At 60.5% G+C, this 19,919-nt stretch carries 19 protein-coding genes; 3 read left to right on the forward strand and 16 right to left on the reverse strand.

Going from position 1 to position 19,919, the window contains the following annotated elements; genetic code table 11:
* Positions 1-27 precede the first annotated feature (27 nt).
* The 10 genes from thiI to pyrR all read right to left on the reverse strand — a co-directional run bounded on the left by thiI (position 28) and on the right by pyrR (position 8,001).
* Positions 28-1,272, reverse strand: a complete 1,245-nt coding sequence (gene thiI, locus AAAX75_RS04360; RefSeq protein ID WP_349091224.1) for a tRNA uracil 4-sulfurtransferase ThiI — start codon at positions 1,270-1,272, stop codon at positions 28-30.
* Positions 1,273-1,554, reverse strand: coding sequence for a DNA-directed RNA polymerase subunit omega (locus AAAX75_RS04365; protein ID WP_035138532.1), 282 nt, complete (start codon positions 1,552-1,554; stop codon positions 1,273-1,275).
* A gap of 5 nt (positions 1,555-1,559) precedes the next feature.
* Entirely contained in the window at positions 1,560-2,129 is a 570-nt protein-coding gene (gene gmk, locus AAAX75_RS04370; RefSeq protein WP_006236131.1) for a guanylate kinase, read from the reverse strand.
* Positions 2,130-2,438, reverse strand: a complete 309-nt coding sequence (gene mihF, locus AAAX75_RS04375) for an integration host factor, actinobacterial type (RefSeq protein ID WP_006236130.1) — start codon at positions 2,436-2,438, stop codon at positions 2,130-2,132.
* Positions 2,439-2,677: 239 nt separating this feature from the next.
* The gene (gene pyrF / locus AAAX75_RS04380) at positions 2,678-3,394 is read right to left on the reverse strand and encodes an orotidine-5'-phosphate decarboxylase (RefSeq protein ID WP_349091225.1); all 717 of its coding nucleotides are present in this window, start codon (positions 3,392-3,394) and stop codon (positions 2,678-2,680) included.
* Positions 3,388-4,311 (reverse strand): dihydroorotate dehydrogenase, encoded by a 924-nt coding sequence (locus AAAX75_RS04385; RefSeq protein ID WP_022094721.1) that lies wholly within the window; start codon positions 4,309-4,311, stop codon positions 3,388-3,390. Before AAAX75_RS04385 ends, pyrF begins: the two co-directional genes overlap by 7 nt.
* Positions 4,311-5,078, reverse strand: a complete 768-nt coding sequence (locus AAAX75_RS04390) for a dihydroorotate dehydrogenase electron transfer subunit (RefSeq protein WP_349091261.1) — start codon at positions 5,076-5,078, stop codon at positions 4,311-4,313. Before AAAX75_RS04390 ends, AAAX75_RS04385 begins: the two co-directional genes overlap by 1 nt.
* Before the next feature lie 116 nt (positions 5,079-5,194).
* Positions 5,195-6,484 (reverse strand): dihydroorotase, encoded by a 1,290-nt coding sequence (locus tag AAAX75_RS04395; protein WP_161161343.1) that lies wholly within the window; start codon positions 6,482-6,484, stop codon positions 5,195-5,197.
* Positions 6,468-7,412: an aspartate carbamoyltransferase catalytic subunit gene (locus AAAX75_RS04400; RefSeq protein WP_349091226.1), complete on the reverse strand. Its 945-nt coding sequence runs from the start codon at positions 7,410-7,412 to the stop codon at positions 6,468-6,470. Before AAAX75_RS04400 ends, AAAX75_RS04395 begins: the two co-directional genes overlap by 17 nt.
* Positions 7,413-7,416: 4 nt before the next feature.
* A complete protein-coding gene (pyrR, locus tag AAAX75_RS04405) occupies positions 7,417-8,001 on the reverse strand; it encodes a bifunctional pyr operon transcriptional regulator/uracil phosphoribosyltransferase PyrR (protein ID WP_117770320.1) in 585 nt (194 codons plus the stop codon).
* Positions 8,002-8,452: 451 nt separating this feature from the next.
* On the opposite strand from pyrR, the gene rpmB reads away from it, so the two are divergent.
* Complete coding sequence (rpmB, locus tag AAAX75_RS04410) at positions 8,453-8,641, forward strand: 50S ribosomal protein L28 (RefSeq protein ID WP_022094725.1); 189 nt, start codon at positions 8,453-8,455, stop codon at positions 8,639-8,641.
* A gap of 195 nt (positions 8,642-8,836) precedes the next feature.
* On the opposite strand, the gene AAAX75_RS04415 is transcribed toward rpmB, so the two are convergent.
* Complete coding sequence (locus AAAX75_RS04415; protein WP_349091227.1) at positions 8,837-9,613, reverse strand: transposase; 777 nt, start codon at positions 9,611-9,613, stop codon at positions 8,837-8,839.
* Positions 9,614-9,945: 332 nt separating this feature from the next.
* On the opposite strand from AAAX75_RS04415, the gene adhE reads away from it, so the two are divergent.
* Positions 9,946-12,594 (forward strand): bifunctional acetaldehyde-CoA/alcohol dehydrogenase, encoded by a 2,649-nt coding sequence (adhE, locus tag AAAX75_RS04420; protein WP_316365489.1) that lies wholly within the window; start codon positions 9,946-9,948, stop codon positions 12,592-12,594.
* Positions 12,595-12,682: 88 nt separating this feature from the next.
* On the forward strand, positions 12,683-13,447 hold the full coding sequence (locus AAAX75_RS04425) for an aminoglycoside phosphotransferase family protein (RefSeq protein ID WP_349091228.1): 765 nt from the start codon (positions 12,683-12,685) through the stop codon (positions 13,445-13,447).
* A 178-nt stretch (positions 13,448-13,625) separates the two neighbouring features.
* On the opposite strand, the gene AAAX75_RS04430 is transcribed toward AAAX75_RS04425, so the two are convergent.
* From AAAX75_RS04430 to AAAX75_RS04450, 5 genes are read right to left on the reverse strand one after another with little or no spacing between them, the layout of a single operon-like run.
* On the reverse strand, positions 13,626-15,347 hold the full coding sequence (locus AAAX75_RS04430) for a proline--tRNA ligase (protein ID WP_349091229.1): 1,722 nt from the start codon (positions 15,345-15,347) through the stop codon (positions 13,626-13,628).
* Complete coding sequence (gene ispG / locus AAAX75_RS04435; protein WP_349091230.1) at positions 15,348-16,430, reverse strand: flavodoxin-dependent (E)-4-hydroxy-3-methylbut-2-enyl-diphosphate synthase; 1,083 nt, start codon at positions 16,428-16,430, stop codon at positions 15,348-15,350.
* A 13-nt stretch (positions 16,431-16,443) separates the two neighbouring features.
* Complete coding sequence (locus AAAX75_RS04440; RefSeq protein WP_349091231.1) at positions 16,444-17,805, reverse strand: M50 family metallopeptidase; 1,362 nt, start codon at positions 17,803-17,805, stop codon at positions 16,444-16,446.
* Positions 17,806-17,830: 25 nt separating this feature from the next.
* Positions 17,831-19,018: a 1-deoxy-D-xylulose-5-phosphate reductoisomerase gene (gene dxr / locus AAAX75_RS04445; RefSeq protein ID WP_346964742.1), complete on the reverse strand. Its 1,188-nt coding sequence runs from the start codon at positions 19,016-19,018 to the stop codon at positions 17,831-17,833.
* Positions 19,018-19,917, reverse strand: coding sequence for a phosphatidate cytidylyltransferase (locus AAAX75_RS04450; RefSeq protein ID WP_233504656.1), 900 nt, complete (start codon positions 19,915-19,917; stop codon positions 19,018-19,020). Before AAAX75_RS04450 ends, dxr begins: the two co-directional genes overlap by 1 nt.
* Positions 19,918-19,919: the final 2 nt, after the last annotated feature.

Below are 19,919 nucleotides of genomic sequence, written 5' to 3' on the forward strand. Positions count from 1 at the left end.
AAGCGCATCGTCGGTCTATGCACAAATTTACTCGTGATCTTGGTAAATCTCACGCGGAGAAAGCTCCGAATGTTTGCGTTTTAAGGTCTTAGGGGCCTTATACGTGTTGCTCTCAAAATCGATGTACTCGGTCTGCTTGAGCAGGCGCTCAATCATCTCCTCGTGATCGAACAACTCCCAGGCCTCATGCACGGCATCGAGTTTAGCGTGCGTCTCGGGACGGCGCGGCATAAACAGCGTGCAGCAGTCGGGAGCGGCCTCAGTCGAGATATCAAACGTACCGATCTCCTCGGCGCGCGCGATAATCTCCTGCTTGTCAGAACCGATGAGCGGACGGAACACGGGGATCTTCACGGCCTCGTTGACGGCCATGATATTCTCAAGCGTTTGGGAGGCAACCTGTCCAAGCGATTCGCCCGTCACGATGGCCTTGGCGCCCTCGATGTGTGCAATGCGCTCGGCAACCGAATACATAATGCGGCGATACATGATCACGCGCAGGTTGCTGGGACAGGTGACCGAAATCTCACGCTGGCAGTCGCCAAACGGCACCACGTACAGGCGGCCGATCTGGACACCCGGCTCAAGCGCACGAATGATGTCCTGCACCAAATACTCGCTCGTGTCGGGCGTCTGCGGACGACCTGAGAAATGTACCGGCACGCACACCGCGCCGCGACGCGCGAGCATCCAGGTTGCCACCGGAGAATCAATACCCGACGACAGCAGCGTCACGACCTTGCCGGCAGAACCCACCGGCAGACCGCCCACGCCGCGCTCGGAGCGCGCGTACACATAAACGCTACCCTGGACCACCAGCACGTGCACCATCGCATCGGGGTCGTGCATTTGAACCTTTTTATCGGGGAAGGCCTCGCACAGCACCTCGCCCACCTGACGATTGATGTCAATCGAGGTGAGCTCATAGTCGGTATTGGAGCGCTTGGCGTGCACCTTAAACGAATCGAAGGAACCAAACTCGCGCAGCGCCTTCACGGCGGCGGCACAGTACTCCTGAGGGTCGCGATTGGTGTGATACGCCAAAGACACGCGAGCAACGCCGGGAACGGTGCGAATGACACGCGCCGCCTCGTCGGCCTGATGCTCGTTAAAGGTCACGAGGATATAACCGGAAATTCGAGACACGGCATTCACGGAAAAGGCGGCCAAGGCCGCCTTGATGTTATCCATGAGGATATGCTCAAAATGTGCGCGGTTCTTACCCTTCAGTCCAACCTCGTGATAGTGGACCAGGCAGACGCGAGCTGCCATTTAGGCTTCAGCAACCTTGTGGCCGAGCGCCTTCTCGTAACGGGCCTCGTCGTAAGAGATGTCGCCGTCGACAATCTCGTCCATAGCCATCGAGATGGTGTCGGCACCGGAAAGCCCGATGGTGATGTCATCGACATCCTGGACGGCAAGCACGCGGTTGTGCTGGCCACGCAGCATGCTATTGATGTCGCAGGCGCGCTTGGAGGCAAGCGAAGCGAGCAGGAAGCGGTTGTGATCGGTCTTCTCCAGAAGATCGTCAATGCAAGGCTTTACAACGGACACGGACCTCAGATCCTTTCATGCATATCGAGAACGCGAACGAGCTCATCGGTCGCGCGGTCGAGATCGTCATTTACCACGACGTCGTCGTAGCGGTCGGCAAGGGCAAGCTCATCGGCGGCGTTTGCCATACGCAGCTCAATCGTCTCGGGCGTCTCGGTACCGCGACCGACTAGACGCTCGCGGAGCACCTCAAGCGAAGGCGGCTTGATAAAGATCAGCACGGCCTCGGGGAAACGCTCCTTCACCTGCAGGGCGCCCTGGACATCGATCTCCAAAATCAGAGATGCGCCAGAGGCGAGCTTGGATGTGACCTCGCTCACCAACGTGCCGTAGCAGTTACCGTGGACCTCGGCCCACTCAACAAACTCACCGTTTGCCACGCGGCGGTCGAACTCCTCGCGCGTCAGAAAAAAGTAGTTGACGCCGTCGACCTCACCTTTGCGTGGTGCTCGCGTGGTAGCCGAAACCGTCAGGCCCAAGTTCGAGCGGCGCTCGCGCACACGAGTGACGAGCGTACCCTTCCCTGCGCCTGACGGTCCAGAAATCACAAAGAGCTTGGAATCCTGAGCGCTCACTTATTTGGTCAGCTGCTCGAGAAGCTGCTCGCGCTGACGGACGCCGAGGCCCTGGACGCGACGGGTAGCGGAGATACCGAGCTCCTCCATGATCTTGGCGGCCTTGGCCTTGCCATAACCAGGAAGAGACTCGATGAGGGTGGAAACCTTCATGCGGGAAGCGATGGGGTCATCGGAGTTGAGCACGGACTCGAGGGACTTCTCGCCCTTCTTGATCTGCTCGCGAAGCTCAGCGCGGGCGTGACGTGCGGCAGCAGCCTTCTCAAGAGCCTGCTTACGCTGCTCATCGGTAAGCTGAGGGAGTGCCATTCGTACCTCCAAATAGTTGGGTTATATCTGATTCAATAATTGGCATTTTAGCACGTAGAACGTACAAAATGCCCAATCGCGGCTCCATAGGTTAGACGATACCCGCAAAAAGTGCAATATACTGCGCCCAAAGTTAAGCCCCTGACCTGCGATTCCACACAAAGGATGGGAAAGTTTACGCAGGCACAGGGGCTATTTTGTGCTAATGAAACCCAAAAGTGGTGACTTAGGGGAATCTTTTACGCGACGTTTTCGACCAGCTCAGCGACGATGGCGTCAAAGGCGGCAACCGGATCGTCGGCACCGGTGATGGGTCGGCCCACCACGATATGGCTCGCGCCGCGCTCGATAGCCTGGGAAGGCATCGCCACACGGGACTGGTCACCAAGGGCGGCACCCACAGGACGCACGCCCGGAGTCACGATCAGCGCGTCGGGGCCGAGCAACTCGCGCATGTCATGGGCCTCCATCGGCGAGCACACGATGCCGTCGATGCCGTTGGCCTGGGCAAGCTTTGCCAGACGGGCGGCTTCCTCGGCCACAGGCGACTCAACGCCGATTTCGGCCAGCGAATCCTGGTTCATGCTCGTGAGCACGGTGATGGCAACGAGCTTGGCGCGATCCTCGCGCGCCTCCTCGGCACCCTCGCGGCAGGCAGCGAGCATGGCGCCCGAACCCAAGCCGTGAACCGAGAGCAGGTCGGCACCGGCAAGCGAGGCCGAACGGGCGGCACCGCGAACCTGATGCGGAATATCATGGAACTTAAGGTCAAGGAAGACCTTAAAGCCCAGGTCCTTAAAGGTCTTGACGATCTCGGGGCCCTCAGCGTAATAGAGCGTCATACCAACCTTAAGCCAGGCGGCATGGCCCGAAAGCTCGTGGGCGAGCTCGAGCGCACGCTCACGATCGCAGTCGAGGGCGACGATTACGCGGTCGCGGGCATCGGTCTCTAGCATTCGAAAGCACCTACCAGCTCGTTGATGTCCTTTACGCCCTGGGACTCGGCCCAGGCCTCGAGCTCATGCGCGATCTTGAGCGAAGCGCACGGATCGACGAAGTTGGCCATGCCGACCGACACGCAGGTGGCACCGGCCAGGATAAACTCGGCCGCATCCTCGCCGGTCATGACACCGCCGACACCGTTGATGGGGATATCGACGGCCTGGGCGACCTCCCAGACCATGCGCACGGCGATGTGGTGGCACAGCGGGCCCGAAAGGCCGCCCTTGGGCTTTGCCACGCGGGACTTGCGGGTATGGACGTCGATGGCCATGCCCTGGATGGAGTTAATGACCGAAAGGCCGTCGGCGCCGGCGGCTTCGAGGGCCTTGGCGATCTCGGCGACGTTGACCGGCGCCATCTTCACGAACAGCGGCTTATCGGTCACCTTGCGGCAGGCAGCCATAACGGAAGAGGCGCCCTCGGGCGTGGAGCCCATGGCGGCACCGCCGGCGGCGATGTTGGGGCAGCTCACGTTGATCTCGTAGCCGGCAGCCCAGGGGCATAGCTCGACATACATCTCGAGCGCGCGCACAAACTCGTCAACGGAGTGGCCGGCAACCTGACAGATGACCTGGCAACCGTCCTTGGAGAGCTGCTCGAGCCACGGGCCGGACTCGCGGGCAAAGGCGGCCACGCCGGGGTTCTGAAGGCCCACGGAGTTGATCATACCGCCGGGGATCTCGGCCATGCGGGGCGCGGGGTTGCCGGGCCAGGGCTCGGCTGCGCAACCCTTGGTGGTGATGGCGCCCAGCTGGGAAACATCAAAGAAGTTCTGGAACTGCCAACCGTAACCAAAAGTACCGGCTGCGGTGTTGATGGGGTTCTGCATCTTGACGCCGCCAAAATCGACGGCCATGTTCACGGTACCCACTAGAAGACCACCACCTTGGAAGCATCGAACACGGGGCCGCACATGCAAGCGCCCTTCATACCGTCGACCGTCTCGACATTGCAGGTGTTGCAGGCGCCAAAGCCACAGCTCATCATGCGCTCGAGGGACACCTCGCAGTACGCACCGGCCTCGGCGGCAGCAGCGGCGACCTTCTTCATCATGACGGCGGGACCGCAGCTGGCGACGTAGTCGTAGCCGCCCTCGCCGAGCAGCTCGGCGGCAGGATCGGTGCAAAAACCGTGCGTGCCGAGCGAGCCGTCGTCGGTGCAAACGTTGACCGTGGCGCCCAGCGCGCGGAACTCATCGATGCCCACGGCCTTGGAAGCGGTGCCAAAACCCAGGCACACGTCGACGGCCACACCCTGCTCGGCAAGCTTGCCGGCAAGGCACAGCACGGGCGGAACACCGATGCCACCGGCGACGAGCAGGGCCTTCCTGGTGCCCTCGGGTACCATCCAGCCACGGCCACCGGGGCCCAGCAGGTTAGAGGTGGAGCCAGGGCCCATCTGGGACAAACGACGGGTATCGTCGCCCACGACGGCGTACCACAGCTCGACGGTGCCGGCCTCGGCGTCGGCGCGATAGAAGCTCAGGGGCACGCGAAGCAGCGAGGAAGCATCGCCGGGCACGGCAATGTTCACAAACTGGCCGGGCTTGAGCGCACTTGCAAGCTTGGGGGCCGAGATGACGAGCGAGAAGATGCCGTCGGCGATCTCCCGGTTCGAGACGACCTCGAAGTCGTGCATGCGTGCAGTGGAAGGTGTGGGCATAGACGCTCCAATCCCCCATGCGGTTGCATGGTCCAAACGAATAGAAAGCGCGGCACCGCAAGGGCGCCGCGCACAAAAGCGATAAGGCTATGCTAGCAGATGCAGCCGTCGGCAAGCGTCTGCTTACCGCCGACAAACACATCGGTGGCACGACCGGTGAGCGTGCGGCCGGCAAAACCGGAGTTCTCGGCGCGCGACTCGTAACCGTCCTCGCCAACCGTCCAGGTGGCGGACGCGTCGAACACGGTCAGGTCGGCAACGGAGCCCGCCTTGACCTGAACCTGGTCGAGGCCCAGGATCTCACGCGGCTTGATGGCCATGAGCTCGACCATACGGCCCATGCTCATCTTGCCCGTGTTGACCAGCTCGGTGAGTACGAGCGACAGCGAGGTCTCGAGGCCGATCATGCCAAAGGGCGCAAGCTCGAACTCGCGGGCCTTCTCCCACGGGGTGTGGGGAGCGTGATCGGTGACGATAACGTCGACGGTGCCGTCGATGACGCCCTGACGAATGGCCTCGGCATCCTCCTCGGTACGCAGCGGCGGGTTGACCTTGAGCGAAGTGTTGTAGGTCTCGTCCAGGTCGTTCTCGGTCAGGAACATGTGGTGCGGGGTGGCCTCGCAGGTAACCTGAACGCCAGCGGCCTTACCGGCACGCACGATCTCCAGACCATGGGCGGTGGAGATGTGCTGGATGTGCAGCTTGGCACCAGTCAGCTTGGCGATCTCGATGTCGCGGGCGATCTGGAGCTCCTCGCCGGCAGCCGGCCAACCCTCGAGAGCCAGACGGGTCGAGACCTTGCCCTCGTTGATCTGGCCGTGGCCGACCAGATCCTCGTCCTGGCAGTGGCTCATAAAGACCTTGCCGAACATCTTGCCGTAGTCCATGCAGCGACGGAGCATGCCCGCGCCCTGCACGCCGCGACCGTCGTCGGTGAAGGCGACGGCGCCGTGGGCGACCATATCGCCCATCTCGGACATGGCCTCGCCCTTAAGACCGCGGGTCATGGCGCCCGACGGATAGACGCGGCAGTGACCGACCTCGGCAGCACGGGACTTGACGAACTCCACGACGGTGCCGTTATCGGTGACGGGATCGGTGTTGGGCATGGCGCACACGCCGGTAAAGCCGCCCTTGGCAGCTGCGCGGGTGCCGCTCTCGATGTCCTCTTTGACCTCGTAGCCGGGCTCGCGAAGGTGAACGTGCATATCCACCAGGCCAGGGACGAGGTACTTGCCGGAAAGGTCGCGGACCTCGGCTCCCTCGACGGCGAGATTCTCGCCGACCTCGGCGATCTTGTCGCCGTCAATCAGGACGTCAACGACACCGTCAAGCTCGACGGACGGGTCGACGACGTGGGCATTCTTAAGAAGCAAGGCCATTATCGGCACCTCCAAGCAGCAGATACAGGATAGCCATACGCACGCAGATACCGGCGTAGACCTGCTCCAGGATGACGGAGCGTTGCGGGTGGTCGGCCATATAGGAGTCGAACTCGACACCGCGGTTGATGGGGCCCGGGTGGCAGATGATCGCGTCGGGCTTCATGAGCTTCTCGCGGTCCTTGGTCAGGCCGAAGAGCTTGTGGTACTCGCGAATCGTGGGGAACGGGGCACCCTCGAGGCGCTCCTGCTGCACGCGCAGCATGTAGACGACGTCCAGCTCGGGCAGGACGGAATCGAGGTCGCTCGTCACGTGGTCGCAGCCCAGAACCTCGGGCGCCGGCGGCAGCAGCGTGCCGGGGGCGACGGCGTAGGTCTCGCAGCCCATGATCTTCAACGCGGGGATCAGCGAGCCGCAAACGCGGGAGTGGGAGATGTCGCCGACGACGGCGACCTTCAGACCGTGGAAGTTACCCTTGTGCTCCCAGATGGTATACAGGTCGAGCAGAGCCTGCGTGGGGTGGTTGTGCTTGCCGTCACCGGCGCAGATGACGCTCGCGGGCGAGTTCTGCGTGACGATGTAGGGCGCGCCGGCGTGCTTATCACGCACGACGATGCAGTCGATCTTATAGGCGTTGAGGGTCTCGACGGTGTCGACGAGGCTCTCGCCCTTGACCGTGGAGGTCGAGGAGCCGCCAAAGTTGAGGCTGTCGGCCGAAAGACGCTTCTCGGCGAGCTCGAAGGAGCTACGGGTGCGCGTCGAGGGCTCGTTGAACATGTTGACGATGGTCTTACCCTTGAGCGTGGGGACCTTCTTGATCGCACGCTCGTTGACCTCGGAGAACGCCTTGGCGGTCTCGAGGATGAGCTTGATGTCCTCTTCGGAGTACTCGGTAATGTCGATCAGGTGCTTATGGTTGAACGCCACGGTACTACTCACCTCCCAGCGGCGCAGAACCCACGTGGGAGCCCGGCGCGACGTCGTTGATCTCGACGGCGGTGTGGCCGTCGACTTCCTTCATATATAGATGCACGTTCTCCTCATGCGACGAGGGAACGTTCTTGCCGACAAAGTCCGGCGAGATGGGGAGCTCGCGGTGGCCGCGGTCAACGAGGACTGCCAACTCAATGCGACTCGGACGGCCCAGGTCCATGACGGCGTCGAGAGCGGCGCGGATGGTACGGCCTGTATACAGGATGTCGTCCACCAGCACGACGCGCTTGCCGTCGACGCTAAAGGGAATGTTGGTGGCGTGGATCGCGGGAGCGAAATTGGTCGCATAGTCATCGCGGTAGAAGCTGATGTCCAGGCTGCCGAGCGGAACTTCGACGCCCTCGATCTCCTTGATCTCCTCGGCGAGCTTCTTTGCCAGAAGGTCGCCGCGCGTGACGATGCCGACCAGAGCGAGGTCTTCACAGCCCTCGTTGCGCTCGAGAATCTCGTGCGCGATGCGGGTCATCGCTCGATTGACGGCGGTCTCGTCCATGATGACCGCCTTGGGGGAAGTCGTGCCCATCGATCTCCTTCCTCACATGTCTTGACTGCTGACACAGTCAAAAAAATAGATGCCCGACCGCTTAAAGCGGACCAGACACCCACAGGAAGGGCTGCTCTTTGGCAGCTATGTAATTCCATGTGGGTATCTCGTACCCCTTTAATGGTCAAGGGATAGTGTAGCCAACCTCGAGCTTAATTGCGAGCATAAATACAGAGCAATCCGTAAACGGAGCCCAATGCTCCATAAACCTATATATATTTGTGGGACGAGCTTGAAAACGCACGCACGAGCTGGCATAATCCCCTCTGCTGCACGCAAATCGGATCTACGTCCAGGGCCGTGGCGTGGGCACTATCGCCAAAAGAGGAATATCTCTGTGTAGATTGCGCACAGGGAGCGACTTCTGTGCTATAGTTCAGGCTTGTTTGTTAACGCGACATGTTCGTTTGTCGCCCAAGGAGGGTCAGTTATGTCCAAAGTTTGCGAAGTTTGCGGTAAGCACCCCGTTGCCGGTCGCTCCATCAGCCACTCTCACCGCGTCACCAACCGTAAGTTCCGCCCCAACATCCAGCGCGTCTACGTCGTCGTCGATGGTCACCGTCGCAAGATGAACGTTTGCTCCACCTGCCTCAAGTCCGGCAAGGTTGCGCGCTCCTAAATAAGGTCTTACCAACAAGTACCTCGGACTCTCCGGGTCAAAGACCTCGCGTTCATATAGAACTTACCAAAGGCGTCCTCCCCTACGGAGGGCGCCTTTTTGCACTCATTGGGGACAGGCTTACATGAGTGCTTTCACGCATTGGGGACAGACGTGACGTACACATGCGGCGCCATGATCAGGTCCTGCCCAGCCTCACGCAGCCTCCCTCCAGCCCACAGTGGCCTTGGTCACGCTTGTAGCGCCAATGCCGGTGATACGGGCAATTTGCTTGACCGTGAGATGTGCCCGCCTGAGCCTCAGCAGACAGGCATCGCGATCGGGGCGTGGCAGGGCCTTGAGCAGCGCAGGATCTATGCTCGGCAGGACTTCGTGCGCAATGGAAAGGGCCTCCTCATCGGGGATCCGCCGGCGTGGAAGAACCTCCACTGACCAAGTGCGCCCGGCAACTTCCTCGAGATGCTCGCAATAGCAACGGGAGCCTCCGACGATATCGAGCATAGGAGCCGCGTCACAGATGTCAAAGGGATCATAGCCCAGCTGATATGCCTTGTAGCTTGACCAGCGGTACGCCTCGAGCGAGTCAAGCGCACCCTTCACAGGATTGAGATGGATATAATCGAGTAGCTGCACCGCCTGTGTGTCCGACTCGACCGCGACCCGCGAATAGCGATTGTCAAACAAATGCCCCGTTCTCCCCGTTTTCCCGTTGAAATACTTGGCATACGCCGTCAGTGCGCACTGCATTGCCTTTGAAAGGTTGTCAAATGGGTCATCAACCATCAAATGGAAGTGGTTGTCCATAAGGCACCAAGCCAACACTGCCACTTTATGGCGTGCAAACCTGTCCGAGATGTCCGATAAGAAACGATATCGGTCAGAGTCATCTTCAAAAATAATCTGTTTGGAGTTGCCACGGTCAAAGACGTGGTAATAGCCGGTGAGCGAAACGGCGCGGGCGCATCGGGGCATAATCTCTCCTTTCAAAACTGAACAGGCAACACCTAAAAGGAGAGAAGGAACGCGAAATGCTGAGCCTGTAACCTATTTATATCCAATGAGCGGCAAAAACAGGTTCAGAACGGCAAAATGGCAAAACGATGTCTGTCCCAAATGAGTGAAAGCACTCATGTAAGTCTGTCCCCAATGAGCGAGGCGATGCAGCAGGCAGATAGTTTTAGTTAAAACGCTTCAGTTTATTGAAGCGTTTTAGTGTGCCTTTTACAGGAATCTTACCGTTCGCCGAATAATTTCTTGCTATCATGCAAGGCGTAGGGTAAATCTCCGATCGCAAGGAGACACAAATGGTGAAAAAGTCACCGGAAAACACTACTCCCGCAATTGTGGACAACGTAGAGGCGCTTGAGGCCAAGCTCGCTCAGATGCGAGAGGCCCAGGCGCTTTTTGCTACGTACACGCAGGAGCAGGTCGACAAGATCTTCTATGAGGCCGCCATGGCCGCCAACAAGGCTCGTATCCCGTTGGCGAAGATGGCCATCGAGGAGACCGGCCGCGGCGTTCTTGAGGACAAGGTCATCAAGAACCACTACGCCGCAGAGTACATCTACAACGCTTACAAGAACACCAAGACCTGTGGTGTCCTGGAGCGCGACGAGGCTTACGGCATCACCAAGATCGCCGAGCCCATCGGCATCGTGGGCGCCGTCATCCCGACGACCAACCCCACCTCCACCGCGATCTTCAAGACGCTGATCTGCCTGAAGACCCGCAACGCCATCATCATCTCCCCGCACCCGGCTGCCGCCAAGTGCACCATCGCCGCCGCCAAGCTCGTGCTTGACGCCGCCGTCAAGGCCGGCGCCCCCGAGGGCATCATCGGCTGGGTCGATGTCCCCTCCATCGAGCTGACTAACATGGTCATGCGCGACGTCGACATCATCCTCGCCACCGGTGGCCCGGGCATGGTCAAGGCCGCTTACTCCTCGGGCAAGCCCGCCCTGGGCGTTGGCGCCGGTAACACCCCGGTCGTCATCGACGACACCGCCGACGTGCTGCTCGCCGTCAACTCCATCATCCACTCCAAGACCTTCGACAACGGCATGATCTGCGCTTCCGAGCAGTCCGTGACCGTCATCGACAGCATCTATGACCAGGTTAAGGCCGAGTTCCAGAAGCGCGGCTGCTACTTCGTCAAGCAGGGTGCCGAGATGGAGGCCCTGCGTGCCGCCATGTTCAAGAACGGCGCTCTCGATCACCGCATCCCCGGCATGGCCGCTGCCAAGATCGCCGAGCTCGCCGGCATCGAGGTTCCCGCCAAGACCAAGATCCTGATCGCCGAGGTCACCTCCACCGACCCCGCCAAGGAGGAGTTCTCCCACGAGAAGCTCTCCCCGGTCCTGGCCATGTACCACGCCAAGGACTTCCAGGAGGCCGTCGACAAGGCCGAGCACCTCGTGCTCGCCGGTGGCCCGGGCCACACCGCCTCTCTGTACGTGCACCCCGCCCAGGCCGAGAAGATCAGCCTGTTCGAGCACGTCATGAAGGCCTGCCGTATCGTCATCAACACCCCGTCCTCGCACGGCGGCATCGGTGACCTGTACAACTTTGGCATGAAGCCGTCTCTGACCCTGGGCTGCGGCTCCTGGGGCGGCAACTCCGTCTCCGAGAACGTTGGGGTGAAGCACTTGATCAACGTTAAGACTGTGGCCGAGCGCCGTGAGAACATGCTGTGGTTCCGCGCTCCCGAGAAGGTCTACTTCAAGAAGGGTTCCACGCCCGTCGCCCTCGACGAGCTGGGCAACGTCATGGGCAAGAAGCGCGCCTTCATCGTCACCGACCAGTTCCTCTTCAAGAATGGCAACACCCGCGCCATCGAGGCCAAGCTCGACGAGATGGGCATCGCCCACGACTGCTTCTATGACGTCGAGCCCGATCCGTCGCTGCAGTGCGCACGTCGCGGCGCCAAGCAGATGGCCCTCTTTGAGCCGGACGTCATCATCGCCGTCGGCGGTGGCTCCGCTATGGACGCCGGCAAGATCATGTGGATGATGTACGAGCACCCCGAGTGCAAGTTTGAGGACATGGCCATGGACTTCATGGACATCCGCAAGCGTATCTTCACCTTCCCCGAGATGGGCAAGAAGGCCTACTTCGTCGCCGTCCCGACCTCTTCGGGTACCGGCTCCGAGTGCACGCCGTTCGCCATCATCACCGACAAGGAGACCGGCATCAAGTGGCCGCTCGCCGACTACGCGCTGCTCCCCAACATGGCTATCGTCGACGCCGACAACTGCATGACCGCCCCGCGCGGCCTGACCGCTGCCTCCGGCATCGACGTCATGACCCACGCCATCGAGTCCTACGTCTCCATCATGGCTTCCGACTACACCAAGGGCCTCTCCGAGCGCGCTGCCAAGCTCGTCTTCGAGAACCTGCCCTCCAGCTTCACGAACGGCGCCAAGGATCCGCATGCCCGCGAGGAGATGCACAACGCCTCCTGCATGGCCGGTATGGCCTTCGCCAACGCCTTCCTGGGCCTCAACCACTCCATGGCCCACAAGCTCGGCGCCTTCCATCACCTGCCCCACGGCCTCGCCAACGCCGTCATCCTGACTCGCGTCATGCGCTACAACGCCGCCGAGGCCCCCGTCAAGATGGGCACCTTCTCCCAGTATCCTTACCCCAACGCGCTGCACAACTACGCCGAGATGGCCAAGTACTGCGGCATCGAGGGCAAGGACGACAAGGAGGTCTTCGAGAACTTCATCACGAAGCTCGAGGAGCTCAAGGACTTCATCGGCGTCAAGAAGACCATCGCCGACTACGGTGTTGACGAGCAGTACTTCCTCGACACCCTCGACGAGATGACCGAGCAGGCATTCAACGACCAGTGCACCGGCGCCAACCCGCGCTACCCGCTCATGAGCGAGATCAAGGAGCTCTACCTGGACGCCTACTACGGCCGCGAGCCCCAGGATTACGCCGTCTGCTAGTTTTAGCACGGTTTTTAACGGCGGGGGTGCACGGGTGTTTCACACACCCCCGCCGTCGCTTCTATCGCATCGTTGAAAGGATGCAACCATGCTGCTACCCGATTCCAAGACCGAGCTCGTCCGCCGTGGCAACAAGGTCGTTTACGACCTGGGCGACAAGATTGTCAAGGTCTTTAACGAGACCAAGCCTGTCTCCGACGTGTTCAACGAGGCTTTGAATCTTGCCCGCATCAATGAGTGCGGCATCCGCAGCCCCAAGGCGCTCGAGGTTTCCCAGCTCGAGAACGCCAACGGCTGGGCGCTCGTGACCGAGAAGGTTCCGGGCACCACCCTTGCCGAGAAGATGACTGCCGAGCCCCAGCGCTTTGGTGAGTACCTCGAGATGTTCGTCGACCTCCAGACCGAGATCCACGGCTACACCTCCCCGCTGCTCAACCGTCAGCGCGACAAGTACGCCCGCATGATCGACAGCCTTGATCAGCTCAATGCCACCACGCGCTACAACCTTCAGGAGCGTCTGGACGGCATGACCAAGGAGTTCAAGGTCTGCCACGGCGACTTCAACCCCTCCAACGTCATCGTCGGCGACGACGGCCAGCTCTATGTGTGCGACTGGGCACACGCCACCCAGGGCTCCCCTGCTGCCGACGTTGCCACCACCTACCTGCTCTTTGCCCTCAACAGCAAGGATCAGGCTGAGGCCTACCTGGAGCTCTACTGCGACCGCGCCGACATGCCCATGCAGGTCGTGCGTCAGTGGACGAGCATCGTCGCCGCTTCCGAGCTCGCTCGTAAGCGCAACGTGAACGATGAGTTCCTGAAGAACTGGATCGACGTCGTCGATTATCAGTAATATCTGAGCGATTTATTTCGCATCGGAGGCACAAGGAAAACCCCGCAGCTCGCATGGGCTGTGGGGTTTTCCTTTTAGATATCGAGGATGCCACAAGATAAAAGGACGGCCCCGCATCTCCCCGATCTGGAGAAATGCGGGGCCGTACCGTATATCGAACTACAAGCGAAATCGTCGATTAACGGCGTGCTGCCTTCACAAGCTCGGCGACCTTGGCGACGACCTCGTCGATCGCCACATCCTCGCGCTCACCCGTGGCACGGTCCTTGAGCTCAACGGTGCCATTCTTAAGGCCACGCTTACCCAGAACGACCTGATACGGGAAGCCCATAAGGTCGTTGTCGGCAAACTTAAAGCCGGGACGCTCGTCGCGGTCGTCGACGACAACCTCGATACCCTCGGCGCACAGGCCATCAACGATCTGCTCGCAGACGGTAGCGCACTCCTCCTTCTTGGGATCGAGCGGAATCACCGCGACCTCGTACGGGGCAACGGAGACCGGCCAGACGATACCGTGCTCGTCGTTGTGCTGCTCCACGACGGCAGCGAGCGAGCGGGACACACCAACGCCGTAGCAGCCCATGATGAGCGGCTTCTCCTTGCCGTCCTCGTCCATAAAGGTGGCACCCATGGCCTCGGAATACTTGGTGCCCAGCTGGAAGACCTGAGAGACCTCGATGCCGCGGGCAGCGGAGAGCGGCTTGCCGCAGTGCGGGCAGGGGTCGCCGGCGACAACGGTGACCAGATCGGCCCACTCATCGACGGTAAAGTCGCGCTCGGGGCAGGCACCGGTAAAGTGATAATCGACCTCGTTGGCACCGCAGGCCCACTGTTTGGACTCGCGCAGGCTCTCGTCGCAGACCAGACGAATGCCATCGGGCAGGTTAACCGGTCCGATAAAGCCCTTGTGCAGACCGTTCACCTGAAGCTCCTCGTCGGTCATCATGCGATAGCCCTTGCCAAAGACGTGCTCGGCCTTGCAATCGTTGAGCTCGTGATCGCCCGGAACAATGGCCACGACCGGCTTGCCCTCGGCGTCGATGAGTGCCAGCGACTTGCGCGTGCCGTTCTCGGGGAACCCAAAGAACTTAGCAACAGCCTCAATGGTGCCCATGCCCGGAGTCTCAACCTTGGTGAGCGTACCGTCACCAGGACCCTCGGTCACGACGACCTTGGTGCTTGCAGCCTCGTCATCGGCAGCGAAGCCGCAATCGTCGCAGTAGACGAGCGAAGCCTCGCCGGCGTCAGCCAAAGCCATGTACTCGACGGAGGTATCGCCACCGATCTCGCCAGAATCGGCGACGACGGGCAGAGCCTTGATGTAGCAGCGCTCGCAGATATTGGCGTACGCCTGCTTCATCTTGTCGTACTCCTCCTGCAGGCTCTCCTGCGTGGCGGAGAAGCTGTAGGCGTCCTTCATGATGAACTCGCGGCCGCGCATCAGGCCAAAGCGGGGACGGAACTCGTCGCGGAACTTATCCTGGATGTGATAGAGATTCACCGGCAGCTGCTTGTAAGAACGCAGCTCATTGCGCACCAGGGCGGTGACGGTCTCCTCGTGCGTGGGGCCGAGCACGAACTCGCGGCCGTGACGGTCATCAAAGCGTACGAGCTCCTTACCGTAGGCATCGATGCGGCCGGACTCACGCCATAGCTCAGCGTCGACCATGATGGGCATCATGAGCTCCTGGGCGCCGGCAGCATCCATCTCGTCGCGCACGATGTTCTCGATCTTGCGAATCGAGCGCCACGCGAGCGGCAGATAGGAATACAGACCGGCGGCCTCCTTGCGAATCATACCGGCACGGAGCAGCAGTCGATGGCTCGCAAGTTCGGCGTCGGCCGGATCCTCTTTGAGCGTCGGAGCATACAGCTTAGACATATACATTGCTCGGGTCATTTATTTCTCCTCAATAAGCTTGTCGACCTCGGCCATAAGCGCGTCGACAATTTGGTCCTCAGCTACTTTACCAATGATCTGGCCGTGCGAAAAGAGCAGGCCCTGACCTCGTCCGCAGGCAACGCCCAAGTCGGCATCAGAAGCCTCGCCGGGGCCATTGACCGCACATCCCATCACGGCGATCGAAAGCGGCGCGGAGTAGTTCTTAAGCCGCTCGGTGACCTCCTCAGCGATGGGAATCAGGTTGACCTGGCAGCGAGCGCACGTGGGGCACGAGACAATCTCGGGACCACGGCGACGCAGACCCAGCGACTGCAAAATTCCCCAGGCGACAGGCGGCTCCTCGACCGGATCGGCCGTAAGCGAGACGCGCATAGTATCGCCAATGCCCTCAGAAAGCAGAATACCCAGGCCCACAGAGCTCTTAATGGTGCCCTGGAGCTTGGTTCCGGCCTCCGTCACGCCCAAATGAAGCGGAACATGGGGGATTTCGCGCGACAGGGCACGATAGGTGTCAAGCGTCGTGGACACGCTATGAGCCTTGGCGGAAAGAACGATATTGGTAAAACCGCGGTCCTCAAAATGTTTGACGAAACGCTCGCTCGACATTACGAGCTTTTCGGGCTGCGAAAGGTCATCGCGCTCGGCGATATCCTGCTCAAGCGAGCCTGCGTTCACGCCAATGCGAATCGCGCACCCAGCGGCGCCAGCGGCATCGATCACGGCATCGACCTTGGCCCAATCGCCGATGTTGCCGGGATTGATGCGGAGCTTGGCAGCACCGGCCTCCACAGCGCCGATGGCGAGCTTATGGTTAAAGTGAATATCGGCGACGATCGGCACCGGAGACTCAGCACAGATGGTGCGGAAACCCTCAAGCGCGGCCTCGGTGGGCACACTCACACGCACGATATCGCAGCCAGCTTGCGCCAACGCGCACACTTGCGCAAGCGTTGCCTGGGCATCAGCGGTATCGGTGCAGGTCATGGATTGGACCACCACCGGCGCGCCGCCACCGATCTGCACACCGCCCACATGCACGGGGCGCGTCAACTCGCGAGGCAAAGGATGGGATAAAGACAATCCAAACACTCCCCTACAGGATAAATCGAAGGACGTCGGAACGAAGCATATAGACAAACAGCAGCGCAAAGAGCGCGATGCCCACATAGCTCACAATCGTCTGGACCTTGAGCGGAAGCTCGCGGCCAACAATCTTTTGAATGATCTCGATGACCAGCTTGCCGCCATCGAGTGGTGGGATGGGCAGCAGGTTCATAAAGCCAAGCGAGAACGAAATGAGGGCGGCAAACGAAAGGAACGTGGCAGGACCGGCAGCAGCAGCCTGTGAGGACATAACGCTAATACCCACGATCGAAGAAGACTGATCGAGAATCTCCATCGTATGCTGCGGCTGGAGCAGGCGCATCACGCCCTCCGCTGTCTGCACGACATAGGAGAACGAAAGTCGAGCCGACGTGATGGGGTCTAAACGGACCACCTGCGTAGAGGCATACACACCTAGGCGCTCGTCCTCTTTGAGCGCAACCGCGGTCGAATGCTGCTTGCCGTCACGCTCGTACTCGATGGCGATATCGTCCTTACCGGCAGCCTTACCGATGGCATCGTAAACATCCATCCAGGTAGAGCACGATACTCCGTCAACCGAAAGGATCGCGTCGCCGCCCTCGATACCCGCCTTGGCGGCAATAGACCCCTCGTCAACCTGACCGATCACGTTGGTATCCATCGGCACGGTGACACCCGCAATAGAGTAGATGCTCATAAGCAGCAAAAAGCCCGTCAGGATATTGACGAGAATGCCCGCGAGCAGCATAAAGGCGCGCTTGAGAAAGCCCTGGCCAAGATAGGTGTGCGAACGCTCTTGTGCAAGGAACTCGGCCTCGCCGCACGGCAGCTCCCACACATCGCCCTCGGCAGTTGAATGTTCGCGATCGAAACGGCGGCCGTCAAAGGTAGTGTAACCCGCCGCATCTCGCGGCAGCGTCTGATACTTGGTGGGATAGTAGCTCGGCAAGGGCTTCTCCCCTTCCTCATACCAGGGTGCGATGGAACCCCAGCCCAGCAACAGGGCGCATGCCTCGAGCACATCCTCCTCGGAAAGCTCAAGCTCGACAGCAAGGTCGGCCACGGTCACGCGACCATGACGATAGATAGCCGCGAGCACGCGATCGGCGCACGAGACGTCGGTCGGATCCATACCGCAGATGGCAGCGTAGCCACCCAGCAGCAGCGGGGTCACGCCAAACTTGGTTCCAATGCGACGTGACGTGTAATGGATGTCAAAGCGACACGGCAGGCCCAAAAAGAACTCGGTCACACGGACGCCGCAGGCACGCGCCGCCAAAAAGTGGCCGCCCTCGTGCAAAAACACAAGGACGGAAAGCATCAGCAGGCCCCAAAAGACCGATGAGAGAACGCTCAGAACAGTATCCATAAAACGAAAAAGCAATCCTTATGGGTTAGGAACGGGTTGCGGCGAGCACCTGCGCAGCCTTTTCACGCGCCCATGCATCGATGTCGTGAAGTTGCTCAAACGAATCGACCGCCTGCATATCGTGGGAATCCATGCAGGATTCCACAATGCGATCGATATCGGTAAAGCTGCAGCCATCGTGCAGGAAGGCATCGACGGCGACCTCGTTGGCGGCATTGAGCACGCACGGCATGGTGCCACCCGTCTTGCCGGCACGTTCGGCCAGTGCCAGACAGCGGAAGGTATCCATGTCGGCAGCATCAAACGTGAGCTGCCCCAGCTCGCGGAAATCGATACGAGGCGCCGGGGTATCCCAACGCTCGGGATACGAGAACGCGAACTGGATGGGAATACGCATGTCGGAAGCACCGAGATGCGCCATCACGGAGCCGTCGGCGAACTCGACCATAGAGTGAATCTTGGACTGACGCTGCACGACCACGTTAATGAAATCGAGGTCGCAGTTAAACAGATGCATGGCCTCAATGCGCTCCAGGCCCTTGTTCATGAGGGTGGCGGAGTCGATGGTGATCTTGGCACCCATGGCCCACGTGGGATGTGCGAGGGCATCGGCACGCGTCACGCGGTCGAGCTCGTCGCGGGTGCGGCCAAAGAACGGACCGCCCGAGCAGGTGAGCCAAATACAATGAGCCTCGCGTGGGTTCTCCCCCAGATAGCACTGGTAGATGGCGGAGTGCTCAGAGTCGACTGGAATAAGCTGGCCCGGTTGCGCCAACGGCATAAGCAAGTCGCCGCCGACGACGAGGGACTCCTTGTTGGCAAGGGCAAGACGCTTATTCGAGGTCAAGGCCGCATGGCTCGCCTCGAGACCGGCGGCGCCCACAATAGCGACGAGCACGCAGTCGACATCGTCGCGACGCGCGAGCTCGCAAACCGCCTGCGCGCCAACGCCGAGCTTCGTTCCCTCGGGCAACTCCTGCAGCACGGCGTCATCGCCATGAGCGACATCGGCCACGGCAACCGCCGGAACCGAGAACTCGCGGGCAGCGGCAACGAGCTCGGAGGTACTGGAGTTAACGGACAGCGCCGTCACCTGCAGGCGATCGGCATGCTGGCGGCACACATCGAGCGCCTGGGTGCCGATAGAGCCCGTACAACCCAGGATGGCAACACGGAGACGTCCATCGGGGCCATACGTCGTCTGGAAGGACATTACAGCACGCCTCCGATCATCAAAAGCAGCTGCGCGGTAATGCAGCCAAAGATAAGCGAATCGCTACGATCGAGCATGCCGCCGTGGCCCGGGATAAGGTTACCGGAATCCTTAACGCCCACACCGCGCTTGATGCGCGACTCGATGAGGTCTCCGATAACGCCCAGGACGGACACGACCACGCCGCACAGCAACGCATAGGGCAGGCTGAGCTTGTAGAAGTGCGTCGCCCACAGGATGAGCCAAATCAAAACCGAGCCCAGGATGCCGCCGACAAACCCCTCCCAGCTCTTTTTGGGAGAGATCTTGGGAACCATCTTGTGCTTGCCGATACGGCTACCCACGATGTAGGCAAACGAATCGGAGACCCAAAGGGACGCGCAAACGCCCACCGAAAGCAGGGCGCCGGCAAAACCGGGCACGGCATCGCGCAGCAGTACGATAGCCGACAGCATAAAGCCAGTGTAGATGGGACCCATGAGCGTCACGGCCACATCAGAGATGCGGGTACGCGGCGACCAAACATACCAAATGCCCACAGCGAGCATCAGGGCAAAAAGCAGGGCATTCAGCAACATCGAATCGCCCAACGCCGACAGCGGAAAGAGTACGGCGGCAGCGATACCCATGCGCTCGTTAGCCATCTTGCCATCGAGCCTCGTCATACGGAAAAACTCATAGCAGCACAGGCCGCTCATGACAGAAACAAAGATGGCCGTGGGCACAATACCCAAAACCAGGCACAGGATAAAGACAACGGCATAGACGATACCGGCGGCGGCACGGGTGATAAAGCCGGCAAGCCACGAACCGGTGCCATTCTTCGCTGCGGGCGCTCCCGCAGCGACAGCCTTGCGCTCAGATGTCTTGGGAGCAATTGCCTTGGGACGATCGGACACGA

This window comes from Collinsella sp. CLA-ER-H7 (assembly GCF_040092345.1).
GTDB lineage: Bacteria > Actinomycetota > Coriobacteriia > Coriobacteriales > Coriobacteriaceae > Collinsella.

Bases quoted from the DNA above. Each gene is read 5' to 3' on its own strand.
- thiI (WP_349091224.1), bottom strand. From the start codon at position 1,272: ATGGCAGCTCGCGTCTGCCTGGTCCACTATCACGAGGTTGGACTGAAG.
- mihF (WP_006236130.1), bottom strand. From the start codon at position 2,438: ATGGCACTCCCTCAGCTTACCGATGAGCAGCGTAAGCAGGCTCTTGAG.
- pyrF (WP_349091225.1), bottom strand. From the start codon at position 3,394: ATGCTAGAGACCGATGCCCGCGACCGCGTAATCGTCGCCCTCGACTGC.
- AAAX75_RS04390 (WP_349091261.1), bottom strand. From the start codon at position 5,078: ATGCACGACTTCGAGGTCGTCTCGAACCGGGAGATCGCCGACGGCATC.
- AAAX75_RS04395 (WP_161161343.1), bottom strand. From the start codon at position 6,484: ATGGCCTTGCTTCTTAAGAATGCCCACGTCGTCGACCCGTCCGTCGAG.
- pyrR (WP_117770320.1), bottom strand. From the start codon at position 8,001: ATGGGCACGACTTCCCCCAAGGCGGTCATCATGGACGAGACCGCCGTC.
- rpmB (WP_022094725.1), top strand. From the start codon at position 8,453: ATGTCCAAAGTTTGCGAAGTTTGCGGTAAGCACCCCGTTGCCGGTCGC.
- AAAX75_RS04415 (WP_349091227.1), bottom strand. From the start codon at position 9,613: ATGCCCCGATGCGCCCGCGCCGTTTCGCTCACCGGCTATTACCACGTC.
- adhE (WP_316365489.1), top strand. From the start codon at position 9,946: ATGGTGAAAAAGTCACCGGAAAACACTACTCCCGCAATTGTGGACAAC.
- AAAX75_RS04425 (WP_349091228.1), top strand. From the start codon at position 12,683: ATGCTGCTACCCGATTCCAAGACCGAGCTCGTCCGCCGTGGCAACAAG.
- AAAX75_RS04430 (WP_349091229.1), bottom strand. From the start codon at position 15,347: ATGACCCGAGCAATGTATATGTCTAAGCTGTATGCTCCGACGCTCAAA.
- AAAX75_RS04440 (WP_349091231.1), bottom strand. From the start codon at position 17,805: ATGGATACTGTTCTGAGCGTTCTCTCATCGGTCTTTTGGGGCCTGCTG.
- dxr (WP_346964742.1), bottom strand. From the start codon at position 19,018: ATGTCCTTCCAGACGACGTATGGCCCCGATGGACGTCTCCGTGTTGCC.